Source organism: Aeromicrobium erythreum, from assembly GCF_001509405.1.
Taxonomy (GTDB): domain Bacteria; phylum Actinomycetota; class Actinomycetes; order Propionibacteriales; family Nocardioidaceae; genus Aeromicrobium; species Aeromicrobium erythreum.
Window position 1 is genome coordinate 1,985,596 of record NZ_CP011502.1, and the last position, 18,756, is coordinate 2,004,351.

Consider the following 18,756-nt stretch of genomic DNA (forward strand, 5'->3'; position numbering starts at 1 on the left):
CCCAGGAGCGACCAGCACCGTGACCAGCACCTCTGCAACCCTGGACTGGACCGAGCTCGACGCCAAGGCGGTCGACACCGCGCGTCTGCTCGCTGCCGACGCCGTCGAGAAGGTCGGCAACGGCCACCCCGGCACCGCCATGAGCCTCGCGCCGGCGGCCTACCTGCTCTACCAGAAGCTCATGCGGCACGACCCGAACGACCCGTCGTGGATCGGTCGCGACCGCTTCGTCCTGTCGTGCGGCCACTCGAGCCTCACGCAGTACGTGCAGCTCTACCTCGCCGGCTACCCGATGACGCTCGAGGACCTCAAGAGCCTGCGCACGTGGGGCAGCCAGACGCCGGGCCACCCCGAGCACGGGCACACCCCCGGCGTCGAGGTCACCACCGGCCCGCTCGGCCAGGGCATCGCCAACGGCGTCGGCATGGCCATGGCCGCCCGCCGCGAGCGCGGCGTCCTCGACCCCGAGACCGGCGCCGGCGAGAGCCCGTTCGACCACCACGTCTACGTCATCTGCTCCGACGGCGACGTGCAGGAGGGCGTGTCGGCCGAGGCGTCCTCGCTCGCCGGGCACCAGAAGCTCGGCAACCTGACGGTCCTGTACGACGACAACAAGATCTCGATCGAGGACAACACCGACGTCGCGTTCACCGAGGACGTCGCGGCCCGCTACGAGGCGTACGGCTGGCACGTGCAGACGGTCGACTGGACGCACGGCGGCGGCGAGTACCGCGAGGACGTCCCCGCGCTGTGGGACGCCTACCAGGCCGCCGAGCAGGTCACCGACAAGCCGAGCCTCATCGTGCTGCGCTCGATCATCGCCTGGCCCGCCCCGTCGGCGCAGAACACCGGCGCCTCGCACGGCTCGGCGCTGGGCGGCGACGAGATCGCGGCCACCAAGGAGCTCCTCGGCTTCGACCCCGAGCAGACGTTCGCGGTCGCCGACGAGGTCATCGCGCACACGCACGCGGCCCGCGAGCGTGGCGCCGAGGCGCACGCCGCCTGGCAGGAGACCTACGACGCCTGGCGGTCCGCCCAGCCCGAGCGCGCGGCCCTGCTCGACCGTCTCCAGGCGCACGAGCTGCCCGAGGGCTGGACCGACGCGCTGCCGACGTTCGAGGCCAGCGACAAGGGCGTCGCCACGCGCGCCGCCTCCGGCGACGTGCTCACCGCGCTTGCCCCCGTCCTGCCCGAGCTGTGGGGCGGCTCCGCCGACCTCGCCGGGTCGAACAACACGACCCCCAAGGGCGAGCCGTCGTTCATCCCGCCGGAGTGGTCGACCAAGAAGTTCCAGGGCGACTGGTACGGCCGCGTGCTGCACTTCGGCATCCGCGAGCACGCCATGGGCGCGATCCTCAACGGCATCGCGCTGCACGGCCCGACCCGGCCGTACGGCGGCACGTTCCTCGTGTTCAGCGACTACATGCGCCCCGCGGTGCGCCTCGCCGCGCTGCAGCAGCTGCCCGTCACCTACGTCTGGACCCACGACTCCATCGGCCTCGGCGAGGACGGCCCGACGCACCAGCCGATCGAGCACCTCGCGGCGCTGCGCTCCATCCCCGGCCTCGACGTCGTGCGGCCCGCCGACGCGAACGAGACGGTCGCGGCGTGGCAGACGCTGCTCGGCATCCACGACCGTCCGGTCGCGCTGGCCCTGAGCCGGCAGAACCTGCGCACCTACCCGCGCGGCGAGGTCGACGGCGAGACCTGGGGCGACGCCGCCGACACGGCCAAGGGCGCCTACGTGCTGCTCGAGGCCCGTCGCGACGGCCAGGTCGTCACCCCCGACGTCGTCCTGGTCGGCACCGGCAGCGAGGTCGAGATCGCGGTCCAGGCCCGTGAGGCGCTCGCCGCCGACGGCATCGCGGCCCGTGTCGTGTCGATGCCGTCGCGCGAGTGGTTCGAGCAGCAGGACAGCGGGTACCGCGACAGCGTGATCCCGCCGTCCGTCCGTGCCCGCGTCGTCGTCGAGGCCGGCGTGTCCTTCGGCTGGCGCGACGTGGTCGGCGACGCCGGCCAGGTCGTCGGGATCGAGCACTTCGGTGCCTCGGCCGACTTCCAGCGGCTCTACCAGGAGTTCGGCATCACGCCCGGCGCCGTCGCTGACGCCGCCCGCGCCTCGATCGACGCGGTCGGAGCCGCGGAGGCACCGTTCCACGCACGCCCGAGCGGTCCGGTCCTGCCCGACCAGCACTGAGCGCGCACAGCAACGGGGCCTGCGCCGCCGGCGCGGGTCCCACCCCGACCATCACGCCGCCGGACGGCGGCAGGAGGAGCATCATGAACGAGCGACTGCAGGCCCTGGCCGACGCCGGGGTCTCCATCTGGCTGGACGACCTGTCCCGCGAGCGCATCGAGTCCGGCAACCTCGCCGAGCTCGTCACCGAGGACGGCGTCGTGGGCGTCACCACGAACCCGACGATCTTCGCCTCCGCGCTCTCCGACGGCGACCGCTACGCCGCCCAGGTGGCCGAGCTGAAGGCCGCCGGTGCCGACGTCGACGAGACGGTCTTCGCCCTCACGACCACTGACGTGCGCGAGGCGTGCGACGTGCTGCGACCCGTCCACGACCGCACCGACGGCGTCGACGGCCGCGTCTCGATCGAGGTCGACCCGGGCGCGGCCCGTGACACCGCCCGCACCACCACGATCGCGAAGCGGCTGTGGGAGACGGTCGACCGGCCGAACCTGCTCATCAAGATCCCCGCGACCGTCGAGGGCCTCCCGGCCATCGCCGACGCGATCGCCGAGGGCATCAGCGTCAACGTCACGCTGATCTTCTCCCTCGAGCGCTACCGCGCCGTCATGGACGCCTACGTCGAGGGTCTCGAGCGCGCCGCCGAGGCCGGTCGCGACCTCTCGGCCATCCACTCGGTGGCGTCGTTCTTCGTGAGCCGCGTCGACAGCGAGGTCGACGGCCGGCTCGAGGAGGGTGACCCCCTGCGCGGCAAGGCGGCCATCGCCAACGCGCGGCTCGCGTACGAGGCCTTCGAGGAGGTCTTCGGCTCCGAGCGCTTCGGCTCGCTGCGCGAGCGCGGCGCCCGCCCCCAGCGGCCGCTGTGGGCGTCCACCGGCGTGAAGGACCCTGCCTACCCCGACACGCTCTACGTGACCGAGCTCGTGGTCGCCGACACCGTCAACACGATGCCGGAGAAGACGCTGCAGGCCTTCGCCGACCACGGCGAGGTCGAGGGCGACCGGGTCACCGGCCGCTACGACGAGTCCCGCCAGGTCATCGCCGACCTCGAGGCGAAGGGCATCGGCTACGACGAGGTCGTGGCCAAGCTCGAGAAGGAGGGCCTCGAGAAGTTCGACGCCTCCTGGGCCGAGCTGCTCGACAGCGTCCGCTCCGAGCTCGAGAAGGCCTGAGCCATGGCGGCACCGGACGTCACGCTCACCGTCGCCGACCAGGCCGCCCTCGACGCCGCGCTCGCGGAGCTCGTCGCCGACCGCTTCGCCTCGCGGCTGCACGCCCACGACGCCATCCTGTGGGGTCCCGACGCGGAGTCCGAGGCGGCCAAGCGGTTGTCCTGGACGACGCTCGCGGAGTCGTCGCGACCGCTCGTCGCCGAGGTCGAGGCGCTGCGTGCCGAGCTGCACGAGCGCGGTCTCGACCACGTCGTCCTCTGCGGGATGGGCGGCTCGTCGCTGGCCCCTGAGGTCATCTGCGCCGCTGCCGGCGTCGAGCTGACCGTGCTCGACTCCTCCCAGCCCGACATGGTGCGGACGGCGATCGCCGACCGCCTCGAGCGCACGGTCGTGGTCGTGTCGAGCAAGTCCGGCGGCACCGTCGAGACCGACAGCCAGCGTCGCGCCTACGAGCACGCCTTCACCGAGGCGGGGCTCTCCCCTGCCGACCACCTCGTGGTCGTCACCGACCCCGGCTCGCCGCTCGACGAGCAGGCGACGCAGGCCGGGTACCGCGTGTTCCACGCCGACCCCGAGGTCGGTGGTCGCTACTCCGCGCTCACCGCGTTCGGCCTGGTGCCGAGCGGTCTCGCCGGTGCCGACATCGGCGATCTGCTCGACGAGGCCGCCGACGCCACGGCGACGCTGTTCGCCGACGACGCCGCCAACCCGGCGCTGCGCCTCGGGGCCGCGCTCGGCGTCGCCAACCGCTCCTCCGTCGACAAGCTGGTGCTCCTCGACCACGACGCCGGCACGGCCGTGGCCTGGGGCGTCGGCGACTGGATCGAGCAGCTCGTCGCCGAGTCGACGGGCAAGATCGGCCACGGCATCCTGCCCGTCGTGGTCGAGAGCAGCCACGCGGTGAACGTCGAGCCGAGCACGCCCGACTCCTTCCTGGCCGTCTCCGGCTCCTCGGACACCCCGACGAGCACGTCCGGCTGGGCCGCGGGCGTCACCGGCGGCCTCGGAGCGCAGATGCTGTTGTGGGAGGTGGCCGTGAGCGTCGCGGGCGCCCTGATCGGCATCAACCCGTTCGACCAGCCCGACGTCGAGAGCGCCAAGCAGGCCGCTCGCGACAAGCTCAGCGGCGGCGGTGACAACGAGCCGGGCGCCGACCTGGTCGAGGGACCGGTCTCCGCGTTCGGCACCGACGCCTCCAGCCTCGCCGACGCCGTGGAGCAGCTCCTCGCGCAGGTCGACGACGAGCACGGGTACCTCGCCGTCCAGGCCTACCTGGACCGCTGGGACCTCAGCGCCTACGCGGGGCTGCGCGAGCAGCTCGCCCGCCGGACCGGGCGCCCCGTCACGTTCGGGTGGGGGCCGCGGTTCCTGCACTCCACGGGCCAGTACCACAAGGGCGGCCCGGCGACGGGCGTGTTCCTCCAGCTGACGAGCGACCCGCACGAGGACCTCGCGGTCCCCGGTCGCGACTTCACGTTCGGGGAGTTCATCGCCTCCCAGGCCGCCGGCGACGCGCAGGTCCTGCGCGACCACGGCCGTCCGGTCCTGCGCCTGCACCTCTCCGACCCGCAGGCCGCGGCCGCCCCGCTGCGCGACCTGCTGGGCTGAGCCGTGGCGATGCAGAGCAACCCGCTGCGCGACGTCCGCGACCGGCGCCTGCCGCGCATCGCGGGCCCGTGCAGCGTGGTCATGTTCGGCGTCACGGGCGACCTGGCGCGCAAGAAGCTGATCCCGGCCATCTACGACCTCGCCAACCGCGGCCTGCTCCCGCCGGGCTTCGCGCTCGTCGGCTTCGCCCGGCAGGACTTCGGCGACCAGTCGTTCTCGGAGATGCTGAAGGCCGCCGCGCAGGCCGGCGCACGCACGCCCTGGCGCGAGACCGTCTGGACGCAGCTCGAGGCGGGCATCCGGTTCGTGCCGGGGTCCTTCGACGACGACGCCGCGTGGCTGCAGCTGGCCGCGACGATGGCCGAGCTCGACGAGCAGCAGGGCACGGGCGGCAACCACGCCTTCTATCTGTCGATCCCGCCCGGCCTGTTCCCCGTGGTCGTCGGCAAGATCAAGGAGCACGGGCTCGCCGACCAGTCCGGCGGCTGGCGCCGCGTCGTCATCGAGAAGCCCTTCGGGCACGACCTCGCGTCGGCCCGGGAGCTCAACACGCTCGTCTCGGAGGTCTTCCCTCGCGAGAGCGTGTTCCGCATCGACCACTACCTCGGCAAGGAGACGGTCCAGAACATCCTGGCGCTGCGCTTCGCCAACGGCATGTTCGAGCCGCTGTGGAACAGCCACTACGTCGACCACGTCCAGATCACCATGGCCGAGGACATCGGCATCGGCACCCGCGCGGGCTACTACGACGGCATCGGCGCGGCGCGCGACGTGATCCAGAACCACCTGCTGCAGCTGATGGCGCTCATCGCGATGGAGGAGCCGGTCTCCTTCAACGCCGAGAGCCTGCGGCTGGAGAAGCAGAAGATCCTCGCGAACGCGCGGCCCGCCACCCCGATGGCCCAGCACACGGCGCAGGCCCAGTACACCGCCGGCTGGGCGGGCGGCGAGCACGTGGTCGGCTACCTCGAGGAGCAGGGCATCCCGGAGGGCTCGCGCACCGAGACGTACGCGGCCATCAAGATCGACATCGCCACGCGGCGGTGGGCGGGCGTGCCGTTCTACCTGCGCACCGGCAAGCGGCTGGGTCGGCGCGTCACCGAGGTGGCCGTGGTCTTCAAGGCGGCGCCGCACCAGCCGTTCAGCAAGAACGACATCGAGGAGCTGGGCCGCAACGCGCTGGTCATGCGGATCCAGCCCGACGAGGGCGTCACGCTGCGCTTCGGCGCGAAGGTCCCTGGCACGACGATGGAGATCCGCGACGTGCTCATGGACTTCGCCTACGGCGGGGCGTTCGTCGAGAGCAGCCCGGAGGCGTACGAGCGGCTCATCCTCGACGTGCTCCTAGGCGACCCGCCGCTCTTCCCGCAGCAGGAGGAGGTCGAGCTCTCCTGGAAGATCCTCGACCCGGTCATTGCGCACTGGCAGCGGGAGAAGAGCATCGACACCTACACGTCGGGCACGTGGGGTCCGCCCACCGCCGACGCCATGATGGAGCGCGACGGTCGCACCTGGAGGCGTCCCTGATGCAGATCAACCTCGAGAACACGACGTCGCCGCAGATCGCCCGCGCCCTCGTCCGGGCCCGGGTCGACTCCGGCAGCCCCGCCATGGACATGGTGCTGACGGCGCTCGTCGTCACCGACGACGAGACGGTCGGCGAGTCGCTGCGCACGGCGGCGGCGCTCTCGCGCGAGCACCCGTCGCGCGTGATCGGCATCGTGCTCGGCGACGGTCGCGGTCACCCGCGGGTCGACGCGACGGTGCGGGTGGGCGAGAACGCCGCCGGCGAGTCCATCCTGCTGCGGCTCTCCGGACCGCTCACCAAGCACGCGGAGTCGGTCGTGCTCCCCCTGCTGCTGCCCGACTCCCCCGTCGTGGTGTGGTGGCCGGGCAAGCCGCCGACGAACCCGTCGCAGGACCCGATCGGCCGGCTCGCGCAGCGCCGGCTCACCGACGCCGAGGCGTCGGACTCCCCGGTCCGGACGCTCAAGGCGACGGCGCGGCACTACAGCCCGGGCGACACCGACCTGTCGTGGACGCGCCTCACGCCGTGGCGTGCCCTGCTGGCCGCCGCCCTCGACCAGGCCACGGGCACCGTGCACCGCGGCAGCGTCGAGGCGGGGTCGGGCAACCCGGCGGCGCGTCTGCTGACCGCGTGGCTGCAGTCGCGGCTGCGGGTGCCGATCACCGAGCGGCGCAGCGAGGGCGAGCAGATCGCCCGCGTCGTGCTGGAGACCGACGCCGGCGACGTCACCATCGAGCGCATCGACGCCGAGACCTGTCTGTTCTCGATCCCGGGCGCCGCGCCGCGGCACGTCCCGCTCGGCCCGCGCACGCTGGCAGAGCTGCTCGCCGAGGACCTGCGCCGCCTCGACGCCGACGACGTCTACCACGAGACCCTCACCCACCTCCTGGAGTCCTGATGCCCGACGCCCCCGCCGCCCGCACCCTCGTCCATACCGGCGCCGACGCCCTCGCGGCGGCCGTGGCCGCCGCGCTCGCCGAGCGTGTCGCAGCCGTCCAGGCCGAGGGACGCACGCCGCACGTGGTGCTCACCGGCGGCACGATCGCCATCGCGATCTACGAGCGGCTCGACGCCGAGGCCGCCGACTGGTCCGACGTCGTCTACTGGTTCGGCGACGAGCGCTTCGTCCCGGAGGGGCACGAGGACCGCAACGACCGCCAGGCGCGCGACAGCTTCCTCGACCGGCTGTCTGTCCCGGCGTCGCAGGTGCACAGCATGCCGGCGCACGGCTGCTCGACGTCGATGGCCGAGGCGGCCGACGGGTACGGCGCGTCCCTGCCCGACGAACCCTTCGACGTCGTGCTGCTCGGCGTCGGACCCGACGGGCACGTCGCGTCGCTGTTCCCGGGCTTCGCCCAGGTGCACGAGCAGGAGCGTCGTTGCGTGGAGGTCTTCGACTCCCCCAAGCCCCCGCCGGAGCGCACGAGCCTGACCTTCCCGGCGCTCAACCACACGCGCGCCACCTGGTTCCTCGTCTCCGGCGACGGCAAGGCCGACGCGGTGGCCCGGGCGCTCGCCGCCGACGGCTCCCTGGAGGAGACCCCGGCACGCGGCGCGCACGGTCGCGACGAGACGCTCTGGTTCCTCGACGAGGACGCCGCCGGCCGGCTCTGACGCCGAGCACCACCCCCGCTGCGGGAACGACACCGCCCTCCACGCTCGGCGTGGAGGGCGATGGTGTTCCGGACCGCGGGGACGGTCAGAAGATGATCTCGCCGGACTTGCGACGCGACCGGAGCGAGTCGAGCGCCTCGGTGAGGATCACCTGCGCCTCGTCCTCGCTGCGACGCTCCTTCACGTAGGCCAGGTGCGTCTTGTAGGGCTCCGTCTTCGGGGCCGTCGGACGGTTCTCGGCGTCGTGGCTGGCCGGGAGGCCGCAGCGCGGGCAGTCCCACGACTCCGGCGGCTCCGCCTCGAGCGCGAAGTTCAGCGCCGTCTGGTGGTCGTTGGCGCAGAAGTAGGTGACCGCCTTGCGCGGCGCGGCCTCGCCACGCTCGGCCTCGCCCATGGGCCCCGAGCCGATGCGGCTGCCGCGGATCGCTCCCGCCGCCATGTCAGTTGCTCACCTTCAGCAGGAGGCCCAGCAGGATGACCGAGACCGTCCACACGACGGCGATGCCGACGGTGATGCGGTCGAGGTTGCGCTCGGCCACGGACGAGCCACCGAGGGAGCTGGAGATGCCGCCGCCGAACATGTCGGACAGACCGCCTCCGCGTCCCTTGTGCATGAGGATCAGGACGATCATGAGCAGGCTCGAGATCGTCAGCACGGACGACAACAGGATGATCACAGGTTCAGGTCTTCCATCAGGAGGGCAGGGCCGGCATGTCGTAGAACCGGGCGATGGCGGCGAACTCCTCCGCCTGGAGGCTCGCACCGCCGACCAGGGCGCCGTCCACGTCGGACTTGGCCATGATCGCGGCGATGTTGGCCGCCTTCACCGATCCGCCGTACAGGATACGCACCGCCTGCGCCGCCTCGGAAGAGCAGGTCTCGGCGATCCGGGACCGGATGGCCGCACACACCTCCTGCGCGTCCTCGGGCGTGGCCACCTCGCCGGTGCCGATGGCCCAGACGGGCTCGTAGGCGACGACGAGGCCCGCGACCTGCTCGGGCGTCAGCCCGGCGAGCGAGCCGTCGAGCTGGTCGAGCGTGTACGCGACGTGGTCGCCGGCCTGGCGGACCTCCAGCCCCTCGCCCACGCAGACGATCGGCGTGATGTCGGCGGCCAGGGCCCGCGTGGCCTTGGCGTTCACCACCGCGTCGGTCTCGCCGTGGTACTCACGACGCTCGGAGTGGCCGACGACGACGTAGGAGCAGCCGAGCTTGGCGAGCATCGCTGCCGTGACCTCGCCGGTGTACGCCCCGCCGTCGTGCTCGGACACGTCCTGCGCGCCGTAGCGGATGGGCAGCCGATCGCCGTCGACGAGCGTCTGCACGCTGCGGATGTCGGTGAAGGGCGGGATGACGACGACCTCGGACCGGGCGGCGTCGTGCTTCTTGTCCTGCAGGGTCCAGGCCAGCTTCTGCACCAGGACGACGGCCTCCTGGTGGTTGAGGTTGGACTTCCAGTTGCCCGCCATGAGAGGGGTGCGTGCCATCAGGACTCCTTCTCGAGGATCTGCAGGCCGGGCAGGGTCTTGCCCTCGAGGTACTCGAGGCTCGCGCCGCCCCCGGTGGAGATGTGGCCGAACTGGTCGTCGGTGAAGCCGAGCTGGCGCACCGCCGCGGCGGAGTCGCCCCCGCCGACGACCGACAGTCCGTCGACCTCGGTGAGCGCCTGCGCGACGGCCTTCGTGCCGGCCGCGAACGCCTCGAACTCGAACACGCCCATGGGGCCGTTCCAGAAGACGGTGCGCGCGCCGCGCACGACCTCGGCGAAGCGCTCGGCGCTCTCCGGGCCGATGTCGAGGCCCATCTGGTCGTCGGGCATCGCGTCGGCGGCGACGACCGTGGCCGGGGCGTCGGCCGAGAACTCCGGCGCGACGACGACGTCGGTCGGGAGCACGAGGTCGACGCCCCGCGCGGCAGCGCGCTCGACGTACTCGCGGGCGACGTCGAGCTGGTCGGCCTCGAGCAGCGAGGAGCCGACGTCGTGGCCCTGCGCCTTGAGGAACGTGAAGACCATGCCGCCGCCGATGAGCAGGCTGTCGGCCTTCTCGATCAGGTTGTCGATGACGCCCAGCTTGTCGGAGACCTTCGACCCGCCCAGCACGACGACGTAGGGGCGCTCGGGCGACTCGGTGAGCCGCTCCAGCACCTCCACCTCGGCCTGCACGAGACCGCCGACCACGGCCGGGAGCCGCGTGGCGACGTCGTAGACGCTGGCCTGCTTGCGGTGCACGACCCCGAACCCGTCGGAGACGAACACGTCGGCCAGCGCCGCGAGCTCGTCGGCGAACGCGCCGCGGACGGCGTCGTCCTTGCTCGTCTCGCCCTCGTTGAAGCGGACGTTCTCGAGCACGGCCACCTGGCCGTCCTGCAGCGCCGCGGTGATCCGCTGCGCCTCGGTGCCGACGGTGTCGTTGGCGAACAGCACGGGCGTGCCGAGCAACTCGGCGAGGCGCTCGGCCACGGGCTCCAGCGAGTAGGCGGGGTCCGGCGCACCCTTCGGCCGGCCGAGGTGCGCGGTGACGAGCACGCGCGCACCGGCACCGGCGAGCTTCTGGATGGTCGGGACGCTGGCGCGCACGCGGCCGTCGTCGGTGATCGTGCTGCCGTCCAGCGGCACGTTCAGGTCGCTGCGGACCAGCACCCGCGTGCCGCTGAGGTCTCCCCCGCGGCTCGCGAGCAGGTCGTCGATCGTCTGGGCCGCCACGTCAGAGAGAGGCGCCGACGTGCTTGACGAGGTCGACGAGGCGGTTGGAGTAGCCCCACTCGTTGTCGTACCAGCCGACGACCTTGACCTGGTCGCCGATGACCTTCGTCAGGCCCGAGTCGAAGATGCACGACGACGGGTCGGTGACGATGTCGGAGGAGACGATCGGGTCCTCGGTGTAGGTGAGGAAGCCCTTGAGCGCGCCCTCGGAGGCCGTCTTCAGGATCTCGTTGACCTCCTCGACCGACGTCTCGCGCGACGCGGTGAAGGTGAGGTCGGTAGCCGAGCCGGTGGGCACCGGCACGCGCAGCGCGTAGCCGTCGAGCTTGCCCTTGAGCTCGGGGAGCACGAGGCTGACGGCCTTCGCGGCACCCGTGGAGGTGGGCACGATGTTGAGCGCGGCGGCGCGGGCGCGACGCAGGTCGCTGTGCGGCGCGTCCTGCAGGTTCTGGTCCTGCGTGTACGCGTGGATCGTCGTCATGAGGCCCTGCTCGATGCCGAGGGCGTCGTTGAGCGCCTTGGCCATCGGGGCGAGGCAGTTGGTGGTGCAGGAGGCGTTGGAGATGACCGTGTGCTGCGCACCGTCGTAGAGGTCGTGGTTGACGCCCATGACGATGGTGATGTCCTCGTTCTTCGCCGGGGCGGAGATGATGACCTTCTTGGCGCCGCCGTCGACGTGCGCCTTCGCCTTGGTGGCGTCGGTGAAGAAGCCGGTGGACTCGACGACGATGTCGACGCCGACCGAGGCCCAGTCGAGCTTCGCGGGGTCGCGCTCGGCGAACGCGGCGATCTTCTGGTCGCCGACGGTGATCGACGTGTCGTCGTAGGACACGTCGGCGTCGAGGCGGCCCAGGATCGAGTCGTACTTGAGGAGCGTCGCGAGCGTCTTGTTGTCCGTCAGGTCGTTGACGGCGACGATCTCGATGTCGGTCCCGGCGGCACGGGCCGCCCGGAAGAAGTTGCGGCCGATGCGGCCGAAGCCGTTGATGCCCACGCGAACGGTCACGGTGAAACCTGCTCCTACTGGGGTCGGGGTGTGGTGGGCGCCAGCCTATCGAGTCGCGTCGGCTACCGGCGAGTCGCCCGCACCACGGTCGCGCCGAGGTCGTCGTCGGTGAGCACGTCGACGTGCCAGTCGGCCGGGGCGAAGCCGGCGACGGTGAGCGGCGCCTGGCGCCTGGAGGTCTCGACCAGCACCCGTCCTCCGCGGCGGACCCAGGCCCCGGCGTCTGCTGCGACGCGCCGGTGCAGCACCACGCCGTCGGCGCCACCGTCGAGCGCGGTCGCGGACTCGTGGTCGCGGGCCTCGCGCGGCAGCGTGACGAGGTCTGCCGTCGGAACGTAGGGCGCGTTCACGAGCAGCAGGTCCACACGCCCGGCCAGGTCGGCGGGCAGCGCGTCGAGCAGGTCTCCCTGGTGGACCTCGCCGACGCCGTCGAGGTTGTCGCGGGCACAAGCACAGGCCGTCGGGTCGACGTCGGCCGCGTGCAGCTCGAGGTGGGGCACCGAGCGGGAGACCGCGAGCCCCAGGGCCCCCGACCCGCAGCACAGGTCGACGACCACGGCGCGGGCCTCGCGGTCGACGACCTCGAGGGCCGCGTGGACGAGGGCGGCGGAGCGGCGCCGCGGCACGAAGACGCCCGGCCGCAGCCGTACGCGCACGCCGTCGAGCTCGGCCCAGCCGAGCACCTGCTCGAGCGGCTCGCCGGCGACCCGTCGAGCGACCATGTCGTGGAGCGGACGGCCCGCCTCGTGCTCGGCGAGCAGCAGACGCGCCTCGTCGTCGGCGAACACGCACCCGGCGGCGCGCAGACGGGCCGCGACGGCGTCGGCGTCAGGCCTCGGGGAGCGCATCCTCGTTGACGCTCGCCTCGGTGTCGGGGATGCCGAGGTCGGACGCGCGCTTGTCGGCCATGGCCAGGAGGCGGCGGATACGACCCGCGATCGCGTCCTTCGTGAGCGGGGGCTCGTGCAGGGCACCGAGCTCCTCGAGGCTGGCCTGCCGGTGCTCGACGCGCAGGTCGCCGGCCATCCGCAGGTGGTCCGGGACGTCCTCGCCGAGGATCTCCAGCGCGCGCTGTGCCCGGGCTCCGGCAGCGACCGCCGCGCGGGCCGAGCGACGCAGGTTGGCGTCGTCGAAGTTCGCGAGCCGGTTGGCGGTGGCACGCACTTCGCGGCGCATGCGGCGCTCCTCCCACGCCAGCAGCGTCTCGTGCGCCCCGAGGCGGGTCAGGAGCGCACCGATGGCCTCGCCGTCGCGGATGACGACGCGGTCGCCACCGCGCACCTCACGCGCCTTGGCGCTGATGCCGAGCCGGCGCGCGGCGCCCACGAGCGCCAGCGCCGCCTCGGGACCGGGGCAGCTCACCTCGAGCGCCGACGAGCGGCCGGGCTCGGTGAGCGAGCCGTGCGCGAGGAACGTGCCGCGCCAGGCGGCGACGGAGTCGCACGACGCACCGGAGACGATCTGCGGCGGCAGCCCGCGGACGGGGCGACCGCTCGCGTCGATGAGGCCGGTCTGGCGGGCGAGCGCCTCACCGTCCTTGGCCACCCGCACCACGTAGTGCGTGCCCTTGCGCAGATTGGTGCCCTGGACGACGAGGATCTCGCTCGCGTGCCCGTAGACCTCCTGGATGTCGCGGCGCAGACGCCGCGCGACGGCGCCGGTGTCGAGCTCGGCCTCCACCACGATGCGACCCGCCACGATGTGCAGACCGCCGGCGAAGCGCAGCATCGAGGCGACCTCCGCCTTGCGGCAGCACGCCTTCGTCACCGTGGTGCTCGCGAGCTCCGACTTGACCTGAGCCGTCATGGCCATGCGGGCGTCCTCCAACGTCGTCGCGTGCAGTCAGACCCTCACTGTATGCCCGCGCGCAAGAACCCTTCGAAGGCCCGGGCCAGCCGGGCGGGGTCGTGCTGGTCGGCGCCCCGGGCGACCGCGACGTCGGCCGCCACGACGCGTGCGCCGAGCGACTGCGCGGCCCGCTCGAGCACGCCTGCGTCGTCGACGAGCGAGTGGTCGGCGAGGACGACGTCGAGCCGTAGGTCGGGGGCGTGCGCGGCGAGCACCTCGAGGTGGTCGGTCGGCGAGAGCCCCTCGGTCTCGCCCTCCTGCTCGCTGAGGTTGAGCACGAGCGCGCGGCGCGCCGACGTGCGCTCGAGCGCGTCGCGCAGCTGCGGCACCAGCAGGTTCGGCATGACCGAGGTGAACCACGAGCCGGGGCCGACGACGACCCAGTCGGCCGCCTCCACGGCCTCGACGGCCTCGGGACACGCCGGCGGGTCCTCCGGGTCGAGCCGGACGCTCACCACCTGCCCGTCGACGGACGCGACCTGCGCCTGGCCGCGCACCACGGTGAGCCGGTCGGGGTCTGCGCGCAGGTGCACGTCCGCCTCGATGTGCAACGGGACGGCGGCCATGGGGAGCACCCGGCCCCGCGCGCCGAGGAGGTCGCCGACGAGGTCGAGCCCGGCGACGTGGTCGTCGAGGATCCCCCAGATCGCCGCGATGAGCAGGTTGCCGACGGCGTGCTGGTCGAGCGGGCCGTCGCTACTGAAGCGGTGCTGCAGGACCGTGGCCCACTGCCGGCCCCACTGGTCGTCGGCGCACAGGGCGGCGAGCGCCATCCGCAGGTCGCCGGGCGGCAGCACCCCGAGCTCCTCGCGCAGCCGGCCGGAAGAGCCGCCGTTGTCGGCGACGGTGACGATGCCGGTGAGCTGGGTGTCGAGCAGACGCAGCGCGGACAGGCTCGCGGCCAGCCCGTGCCCGCCGCCGAGGGCGACGACCCGGACGCCGCCGGGAGGTGCCGTCGGCGGGGTGGTCACTCGCGCCCCAGGTCGCGGTGGACGACGAGCGTGCGCACGCCGTGGCCGCGCAGCCGCTCGGCGAACGCCTCGGACATGGCGACGCTGCGGTGACGTCCGCCGGTGCAGCCGATCGCGATGGTCAGGAAGCGCTTGTCCTCGTGCAGGAACCCGTCGGTGAGCATGTCGACGAGGTTCTCGTAGGAGTCGAGGAACTCCTCGGCCTTCGGCTGGCTGAGCACGTACTCGCTGACCGGGGCGTCGAGGCCGCTCATCGGCCGGAGCTCCTCGACCCAGTACGGGTTGGGCAGGAAGCGCATGTCGGCGACCATGTCGGCGTCGATGGGGATGCCGTACTTGAAGCCGAACGACATCACCGACGCCCGCAGCCCCAGGGCACCGGGCTCCTCGAACGCGGCCTGGACCCGCCGGGCGAGGTGGTGGATGTTGAGCCGCGTCGTGTCGATGACGATGTCGGCGCGACCGCGGACCGTGCGCAGCAGCTCGCGCTCGCGGTTGAAGCCGTCGAGCAGCCGTCCCTCCATGCTGAGCGGGTGCGGTCGGCGCGCGGCCTCCTGACGGCGGACGAGGACCTCGTCGGCGGCCTCGAGGTAGAGCACGCGCGCCCGGATGCCGCGCTCGCGCAGCGACTCGAGCGCGTCGGTGAGGCCACCGAAGAACGCACCGGAGCGGGAGTCGACGACGACGGCCAGACGCGGGACGTCGGCGCCCTGGACGGCGTCGACGGCCTCCTCGATCATCGCGGCGGGCAGGTTGTCGATGACGTAGTAGCCGAGCTTCTCGAGCGCCTTCGCGGCGGTGCCGCGACCCGCACCGGTCATGCCGGTGACGACGACGAAGGTGGTCAGCGGGGTCATCGGTCCTCCACGATCTCCCCCGTCGCGGTGTCGACGGTGGGCCCGGGCGTGTCGGCGGCGAGTGCCGCCACGACGGATTCTGCCGTAGCGCGTCCGAACCCGGGCACGGCCGCCACCTCCTCGACGCTCGCGGCGCGGATCTTGCGGACCGACCCGAACGCCGCCATGAGGGCCTTGCGCCGGCTCGGCCCGAGCCCCGGGACGTCGTCGAGCGCGCTGCCGGTCATGGCCTTCGCACGACGCTGCCGGTGGTGGGTGATCGCGAAGCGGTGCGCCTCGTCGCGCACGCGCTGCAGGAGGTAGAGCGCCTCACTGGTGCGCGGGAAGATGACGGGGTCGACGTCCTGCGGCACCCACACCTCCTCCAGCCGCTTCGCGAGCCCGCACAGGGCGACGTCGGTGATGCCGAGCTCGTCCATGGCCGCCTGGGCCGCCGCGACCTGCGGCGGGCCGCCGTCGACGACGACCAGCCCGGGCGCGTACGCGAACTTGCGCGGCAGCCCGGTCTCGGGGTCGATGCCGGGCACCTCGTCGCCCTCCTTGCGCGCCTTCAGCAGCCGCTGGAAGCGTCGGGTGATGACCTCGTGCATGGCGGCGACGTCGCTCTGGCCCTCGTGACGGATGGTGAAGCGGCGGTACTCGCCCTTGCGCGGCAGACCGTCCTCGAAGACCACCATGGAGGCGACGATCTCGGTGCCCTGCAGGTTCGACACGTCGTAGCACTCGATGCGCAGCGGCGCGGTGGGCAGGTCGAGGTACTCCTGGATCTCCTCGAGCGCCTTGCTCCGCGCGGTGAGGTCGCCGGCGCGCTTGAGCTTGTGCCGGGCCATGACCTGCTGCGCGTTCTGCTCGACGGTCTCGAGCAGGCGCTTCTTGTCGCCGCGCTGCGGCACCCGGATCCGCACCGGACCGCCGCGCAGCTCGGTGAGCAGCTCGGTGACGGCGTCGACGTCGGCGGGCAGCTCGGGCACGAGCACCTGGCGCGGGATGGCCTCGGTGGTGGTGTTCTCGTACAGGGTCATGACGGCGCGCTGCACGAGCTCGGGGAAGTCGGCGTCGTCGGCCTTGTCGGCGACCCACCCGCGCTGGCCGCGGATGCGTCCGCCACGGACGGAGAAGATCTGCACGGCCACCTCGAGGGGGTCGTCGACGAAGCCGAGCACGTCGGCGTCGGTGCCGTCGCCGAGCACGACCGTCTGCTTCTCGAGCGCCCGACGGAGAGCCCCGAGGTCGTCGCGGTACTTCGCGGCCAGCTCGTACTCCTGCTGCTCCGCGGCGTGGCGCATCTTCTGTTCGATGCCCTTGACGAAGCCGGAGGTCTGCCCGCCCATGAACGCCATGAAGTCGTCGACGATGTCGCGGTGCTCCTCGGGCGTGACCCGTCCGACGCACGGCGCGGCGCACTTGCCGATGTCGCCGAGGAGGCAGGGACGCCCGATGCCCTGCGCTCGTCGGTAGACGCCGGCGGAGCAGGAGCGCATCGGGAAAACGCGCAGCAGCGTGTCGACGGTGTCGCGGATGGCCCAGGCGTGGCCGTAGGGGCCGAAGTAGCGCACGCCCTTGCGCTGCGCACCGCGCATGACCTGCACGCGCGGCACCTCCTCGCCGACCGTGACCGCGAGCCACGGGTAGCTCTTGTCGTCGCGGTACTTGACGTTGAACCGCGGGTCGAACTCCTTGATCCACGTGTACTCGAGCTGCAGCGCCTCGACCTCGGTGGTGACCACGGTCCAGTCGACCGACGCGGCCGTGGTGACCATGCGCGCGGTGCGCTCGTGCAGGCCCGCGACGTCCTGGAAGTAGGAGTTGAGCCGGGCGCGGAGGGACTTCGCCTTCCCGACGTAGATCACCCTCCCCTGCGCGTCCCGGAACCGGTACACCCCGGGCTCGACGGGGATCTCCCCCGGAGCCGGCCGATAGGTCGCTGGATCCGCCACTCCCCCACCCTACGAGCCCCCACCGACACCCTCGACGGAGATTCCCAGGTCGACCTGGGAATCTGCGACGGAGCACGGGAATCTCAACGAAGCACGGCTTGCTCCCCGTGCTTCGCTGAGATTCCCGTGCTTCGTGCCGGCCGTCCACACCGGGTTCAGCGGATGGTCGCTGTCGTCCACAGGGCTGAGAAGCGGCGTTCCGACTTCCCCGAGCAGACGCCAGGCTCGGAGGCATGAACGAGGTCGAGCACGCCGCGAGAGAACGAGGAGGGTTCGTGCTCCGATCGGACCTTCTCGCTCTGGGGTGGAGCGACCAGAGCATCGCGGCGCACCTGATGGCAGGTGTGTTGACACGAATCCGGGTCGGGACCTACGCCCTCCCGCACTTCCTCGCGTCCCTCGACCGGGAGCAGCGTCACCTGCTCCTCGCCCGCAGTGTGCTGGCGAAGTTCGCGCCAGGGAGCATGGCATTGTCGCACCACAGTGCAGCAATCGCGCACGGCATGGCCACGTGGGCGGTCGACCTGCAAGTCGTCCACGTGATGAGGCTCGATCCGGGTTCGGCACGGTCGGAGTCGGGAGTGCACCACCATCGAAGGCTCGACGGCGTTGAGGTCGTCGAGACTCTCTCTGGTCTTCCCGCGGTGCGAGCCGACCACGCTGCGTTTCAGGTGGCGTGCGGTCAGGACGTCCGGCGCGCGCTCGTCGTCATGGACTCGGCGCTGCACCTGGGCCTGGCCGAACGCGCAGCGCTCCAGGAGGCCACCGGACGCTTCCGGGGATGGCAGGGGTCACGGCTGGCTCGACTCGTCGTGCGTCGGGCGGACCCCGGAGCCCACACAGCGGCCGAGTCGCTGCTCCGGCAGGTGTGCTTCGAGGCCGGACTACCGATACCGGTCACGCAGTTCCCTGTCGCCGACGATCGCGGGGAGGTCTTCGCCTGGACCGACGTCGGATGGCCGGAGCATCGTCACGTCGGCGAGGTCGACGGTCGGCGCAAGTACTGGCGCGACCTTCGGCCGGGTGAGGATGCGAGCGACGTCGTCGTGCGCGAGAAGCACCGGGAGGACCGCATCCGACGCCGTGACTTCGGCGTCTCTCGTGCCACCTTCTCGGAGGTGACGCCGAAGCACGCAGGGGCCACGGGGCGACGCATCGCCCACGAGCTCGAGCAGTCCGACCGCATCTATCGCCGCCGTCGCCGCCACATCGCGTGACCGAAGCGTAGAGATCTCAGCGGCGCACGGAAACCTCTCCGTGCGCCGCTGAGTTTCCCGTGCTCGGCGGAGATTCCCAGGTCGACCTGGGAATCT

General features: G+C 72.2%; 17 protein-coding genes. 7 read left to right on the forward strand and 10 right to left on the reverse strand.

Annotated elements, in window-relative coordinates:
- Positions 1–19: 19 nt before the first annotated feature.
- From tkt to pgl, 6 genes are all read left to right on the forward strand, one after another.
- Positions 20–2,197 carry a transketolase gene (gene tkt, locus Aeryth_RS09375; RefSeq protein ID WP_067857669.1) on the forward strand — a complete coding sequence of 726 codons (2,178 nt, stop codon included), beginning with the start codon at positions 20–22 and terminating at the stop codon, positions 2,195–2,197.
- An 83-nt stretch (positions 2,198–2,280) separates the two neighbouring features.
- Positions 2,281–3,369, forward strand: a complete 1,089-nt coding sequence (tal, locus tag Aeryth_RS09380) for a transaldolase (protein ID WP_067857672.1) — start codon at positions 2,281–2,283, stop codon at positions 3,367–3,369.
- A gap of 3 nt (positions 3,370–3,372) precedes the next feature.
- Positions 3,373–4,977 carry a glucose-6-phosphate isomerase gene (locus Aeryth_RS09385; RefSeq protein ID WP_067857675.1) on the forward strand — a complete coding sequence of 535 codons (1,605 nt, stop codon included), beginning with the start codon at positions 3,373–3,375 and terminating at the stop codon, positions 4,975–4,977.
- Between the two features lie 9 nt (positions 4,978–4,986).
- Positions 4,987–6,504, forward strand: coding sequence for a glucose-6-phosphate dehydrogenase (gene zwf, locus Aeryth_RS09390; protein WP_067861559.1), 1,518 nt, complete (start codon positions 4,987–4,989; stop codon positions 6,502–6,504).
- The gene (locus tag Aeryth_RS09395; protein ID WP_067857678.1) at positions 6,504–7,403 is read left to right on the forward strand and encodes a glucose-6-phosphate dehydrogenase assembly protein OpcA; all 900 of its coding nucleotides are present in this window, start codon (positions 6,504–6,506) and stop codon (positions 7,401–7,403) included. The genes zwf and Aeryth_RS09395 overlap by 1 nt, the downstream gene beginning before the upstream one ends.
- Entirely contained in the window at positions 7,403–8,119 is a 717-nt protein-coding gene (gene pgl, locus Aeryth_RS09400; RefSeq protein WP_067857681.1) for a 6-phosphogluconolactonase, read from the forward strand. The genes Aeryth_RS09395 and pgl overlap by 1 nt, the downstream gene beginning before the upstream one ends.
- Positions 8,120–8,204: 85 nt before the next feature.
- On the opposite strand, the gene Aeryth_RS09405 is transcribed toward pgl, so the two are convergent.
- From Aeryth_RS09405 to uvrC, 10 genes are all read right to left on the reverse strand, one after another.
- Positions 8,205–8,558 (reverse strand): RNA polymerase-binding protein RbpA, encoded by a 354-nt coding sequence (locus Aeryth_RS09405; protein WP_067857684.1) that lies wholly within the window; start codon positions 8,556–8,558, stop codon positions 8,205–8,207.
- A gap of 1 nt (position 8,559) precedes the next feature.
- Positions 8,560–8,796 carry a preprotein translocase subunit SecG gene (gene secG, locus Aeryth_RS09410; protein WP_067857686.1) on the reverse strand — a complete coding sequence of 79 codons (237 nt, stop codon included), beginning with the start codon at positions 8,794–8,796 and terminating at the stop codon, positions 8,560–8,562.
- A gap of 16 nt (positions 8,797–8,812) precedes the next feature.
- Positions 8,813–9,607 carry a triose-phosphate isomerase gene (gene tpiA, locus Aeryth_RS09415; RefSeq protein WP_067857689.1) on the reverse strand — a complete coding sequence of 265 codons (795 nt, stop codon included), beginning with the start codon at positions 9,605–9,607 and terminating at the stop codon, positions 8,813–8,815.
- Positions 9,607–10,824: a phosphoglycerate kinase gene (locus Aeryth_RS09420; RefSeq protein ID WP_067857693.1), complete on the reverse strand. Its 1,218-nt coding sequence runs from the start codon at positions 10,822–10,824 to the stop codon at positions 9,607–9,609. The genes tpiA and Aeryth_RS09420 overlap by 1 nt, the downstream gene beginning before the upstream one ends.
- Position 10,825: 1 nt before the next feature.
- A complete protein-coding gene (gene gap / locus Aeryth_RS09425) occupies positions 10,826–11,830 on the reverse strand; it encodes a type I glyceraldehyde-3-phosphate dehydrogenase (RefSeq protein WP_067857696.1) in 1,005 nt (334 codons plus the stop codon).
- 62 nt (positions 11,831–11,892) lie between these two features.
- Positions 11,893–12,678 carry a putative protein N(5)-glutamine methyltransferase gene (locus tag Aeryth_RS09430; protein WP_067857699.1) on the reverse strand — a complete coding sequence of 262 codons (786 nt, stop codon included), beginning with the start codon at positions 12,676–12,678 and terminating at the stop codon, positions 11,893–11,895.
- Positions 12,659–13,642 carry a DNA-binding protein WhiA gene (gene whiA / locus Aeryth_RS09435; protein WP_067857702.1) on the reverse strand — a complete coding sequence of 328 codons (984 nt, stop codon included), beginning with the start codon at positions 13,640–13,642 and terminating at the stop codon, positions 12,659–12,661. Before whiA ends, Aeryth_RS09430 begins: the two co-directional genes overlap by 20 nt.
- Before the next feature lie 38 nt (positions 13,643–13,680).
- Complete coding sequence (locus Aeryth_RS09440) at positions 13,681–14,649, reverse strand: gluconeogenesis factor YvcK family protein (RefSeq protein WP_067857705.1); 969 nt, start codon at positions 14,647–14,649, stop codon at positions 13,681–13,683.
- Entirely contained in the window at positions 14,646–15,506 is an 861-nt protein-coding gene (gene rapZ, locus Aeryth_RS09445) for an RNase adapter RapZ (protein ID WP_067857711.1), read from the reverse strand. The genes Aeryth_RS09440 and rapZ overlap by 4 nt, the downstream gene beginning before the upstream one ends.
- Positions 15,503–17,443 (reverse strand): excinuclease ABC subunit UvrC, encoded by a 1,941-nt coding sequence (gene uvrC / locus Aeryth_RS09450; protein WP_067857716.1) that lies wholly within the window; start codon positions 17,441–17,443, stop codon positions 15,503–15,505. The genes rapZ and uvrC overlap by 4 nt, the downstream gene beginning before the upstream one ends.
- A gap of 233 nt (positions 17,444–17,676) precedes the next feature.
- Here uvrC and Aeryth_RS09455 point away from each other — a divergent pair, with 233 nt between their 5' ends.
- On the forward strand, positions 17,677–18,660 hold the full coding sequence (locus Aeryth_RS09455) for a type IV toxin-antitoxin system AbiEi family antitoxin domain-containing protein (RefSeq protein WP_144433740.1): 984 nt from the start codon (positions 17,677–17,679) through the stop codon (positions 18,658–18,660).
- Positions 18,661–18,756: the final 96 nt, after the last annotated feature.